Source organism: Photobacterium sp. OFAV2-7 (genome assembly GCF_022347985.1).
Taxonomy (GTDB): domain Bacteria; phylum Pseudomonadota; class Gammaproteobacteria; order Enterobacterales; family Vibrionaceae; genus Photobacterium.
In genome coordinates this window covers 1-2,640 of the sequence record NZ_JAKRFQ010000749.1, presented here as the reverse complement: position 1 = coordinate 2,640, position 2,640 = coordinate 1, and the positions used below count along the sequence as shown (strand labels likewise).

General features: G+C 44.3%; 3 protein-coding genes and 1 pseudogene. 3 read left to right on the top strand and 1 reads right to left on the bottom strand.

The genetic code is table 11. The features are described 5' to 3' along the window. Positions 1-359: 359 nt before the first annotated feature. The 3 genes from MHN01_RS23985 to MHN01_RS23975 all read left to right on the top strand — a co-directional run bounded on the left by MHN01_RS23985 (position 360) and on the right by MHN01_RS23975 (position 2,195). Positions 360-770 carry an ester cyclase gene (locus MHN01_RS23985; protein ID WP_239413881.1) on the top strand — a complete coding sequence of 137 codons (411 nt, stop codon included), beginning with the start codon at positions 360-362 and terminating at the stop codon, positions 768-770. Positions 771-995: 225 nt separating this feature from the next. Then, the gene (locus MHN01_RS23980) at positions 996-1,796 is read left to right on the top strand and encodes a class I SAM-dependent methyltransferase (RefSeq protein ID WP_370646557.1); all 801 of its coding nucleotides are present in this window, start codon (positions 996-998) and stop codon (positions 1,794-1,796) included. Positions 1,797-1,841: 45 nt separating this feature from the next. Next, positions 1,842-2,195 carry a hypothetical protein gene (locus tag MHN01_RS23975; RefSeq protein WP_239413879.1) on the top strand — a complete coding sequence of 118 codons (354 nt, stop codon included), beginning with the start codon at positions 1,842-1,844 and terminating at the stop codon, positions 2,193-2,195. Between the two features lie 49 nt (positions 2,196-2,244). Here the strand turns inward: MHN01_RS23975 and MHN01_RS23970 are convergent. Beyond that, positions 2,245-2,640: pseudogene (locus MHN01_RS23970) on the bottom strand (MBL fold metallo-hydrolase); the annotation flags it as partial.

Here is a 2,640-nt window from a genome sequence, read left to right as displayed (position 1 = left end):
ATCTGGTTCAGTGAAGGATTATATGAGCAGGATGAATATGCAAACGCACGTTACAGGGCTAGAAAAGTGTCCTTTCTGCGGAAGTATACTGTTAAGCGTTGAACTGATTGTTCCTGTATGGGGAGAGTCCAATCCTGAACAAACGATAGTATGTGATGACTGTGCCGCATCAGCGCCGTATTTTGTATGGAATACAAGGTACACAGATACTTACGGATGAAAACGCTCTCGTGTTGGGGGGTATTAGTCAGGTTAGCCTGTGTATTTTTCTAGGCGTTAGTCTATACCTTTACTGAGCATTAATTCCTTATACGATACGCTGAAGGGGTTATAAGGCGATCCCTTGCAAGGAGATGACTATGAACCTAACCGTTACCAAGTACGAGCGAGTATGGATTGAAGGGCTCAATAGAGGAGATGTTTCGGTTGCAGATGAGGCTTTTGCGCCGGATTGCGTCATTCACATTGCCGGGGCACCGGAGCCTAACATCTCGGTTTCAGCATTTAAAGAGTTGGTAGCGGGTCTTTTGACCGCTTTTCCTGACTTACAGATTACAGTCGAAGATCAAATTATCGCGGGTGATAAGGTGGCGACAAGGTGGTCGGCTGAAGGGACGAATACGGGGCCTCTGGGTGACACTCCGCCAACAGGTAAACGGGCAAAGTTTGAAGGTTTGATCTTAGATCGAGTTGTAGGGGAGCAAGTTGTTGAACGTTGGGAGCAGTGGGACCAAATGGGTATGTTGCAACAAATTAGTGTTATCCAATAAGAATAATAATCTATAAATCACGTGAATACGCCTACCACTTGATAGTAGAGTGGTTGCGTATTGCTGTTAAGCTGTTAACTTATATTCTTCTTTATAAATCAGCCTCGAATAAGATACACAATTAGGGCGTGTTGACCTTTCGAACAGAATTTAACCACGAAAGGTTAACACGCCCTATTGTAATCCGCTCGCAGCTAGATATTTTCCACTGCACAGGAGGTAACAGTGCAAGAAGAATATATGGGGTACTATGCGAATTTTGACGAAGAGCAACGTCTCGTCTGTCAAAATATCACCCGGATCGAATTTGATACAACGATTAACCAGCTGGAAGTATTTACCCAGTCAGCAAAGAAGCTAACTGAGCTCGGAGCAGCAACTGGCCGTTATTCTATATATTACGCGCAGAAAGGGCTGGAGGTTACCGCTGTAGAGCTGGTTCCAGAGTTGGTTTCACAATTAGAAGACAACGCGGTTGAGCAAGGTGTCGAGCTGAAAATTCATGAGGCAAATGCGACGGATGTGAATTTTATTCCGGATAGCTCTCAGGATATCGTGCTTATTCTAGGTCCTCTGTACCACATTCAGAATGAAGGTGAGAGACAGGCTGTTATTAAAGAAGCTCATCGAATTCTCAAGCCGAATGGTATCGTGGCTGTTGCTTATATCAGTCGCTTCTTTGTTGCTGGATTGTTGGCAAAAATGTCGCATGTTCTGGTAACACCACAAGTTTTGGGTGAGTTACATGAAACAGGATTGGTGACGTCAAAAGATGTCGATCCGTTCTTTAGAACGGGATACTTTGCCACGCCCGATGAGGTTGAAAGTTTAGTTCAATCAGAAGGCCTCGACGTTGAAAAGCATGTGGCGACAGATGGCTTTGGGCGATACATTGGTGCGGAAATTAATGCGCTGTCTGAGCAAGAGTATCAAGCCTGGTTACAGTATCATCTGATGGTATGTTCCGAACCATCATTGCTTGGCTCGAGTAATCATGGGCTGGTTATTGCACGTAAACCAGAATAATAACTCAGATATGTTTTATATTTTTTCCAAATGGACGCAAGTGGAATGAATAACCTTTTTACTTATGTCGCAGCGATAAAAGGTGAAGCGGTAGGGCTGGAGTTAATCAGTCAGGAGTCAGTTGATAACTCTTATGAAGATCAGAATATTATCGTAGATTGCAAAGAGTCGTTATTTCACTTTTCAAATGGCGTAACAATTAAGTACTGCACTGAATCCGAGGAACTTGAGGCGAATGAGCTGATATGCCCGGAGTGTTGGATTTCATACGAAGTGATTTCAGAGTCATCAAGTATACAGGTGCACCCAAAGAGAAAGACCTTTACCAACCGGTGCCAAGAGAGCTTCTGGGTTAAGATTAACAAGCAACAGTCAGGTTCATTTAATCGGGAACTATAACGTGGTGGTACCGAAGTACCACCACATTCTTGCTAACTAAGCAGAAGCGCTACCACTTCATTTCTCCCATATGTACTTTGGCACCGATGCTTAATGCGATTGGTAGCTGGGCGTCGGGATAGCTGGCTGACATTTTGTTGATAAGCTCTGAGCTGTCTTTGCTCAATGCCTTTGCTTTCTGGAAGTCTTGTAAGTATTGCAGCGAGTAGCTAATATTTGCTGGTTTGAGTTCAGTACCGGACTTCATGTGGCCAGGAATGACTGTTTTAGGCTGAAGGGCTTGCATTTCTTTAAGCTGAGTTATCCATGCCTGTTGGGATTCGTCGGTTTGTGCATCAGCCATCCATAAGTGAAGATCACCGTAAATCGCGACATTACCCAAGATTGCTTTGTTTTCCGGGAGCCATAGATAAGGGCGATGAGCAATCACTCCTTCGGTACCACG

Coding starts and splice junctions, on each gene's coding strand:
- MHN01_RS23985 (WP_239413881.1), top strand. CDS start 360: ATGAACCTAACCGTTACCAAGTACGAGCGAGTATGGATTGAAGGGCTC.
- MHN01_RS23975 (WP_239413879.1), top strand. CDS start 1,842: ATGAATAACCTTTTTACTTATGTCGCAGCGATAAAAGGTGAAGCGGTA.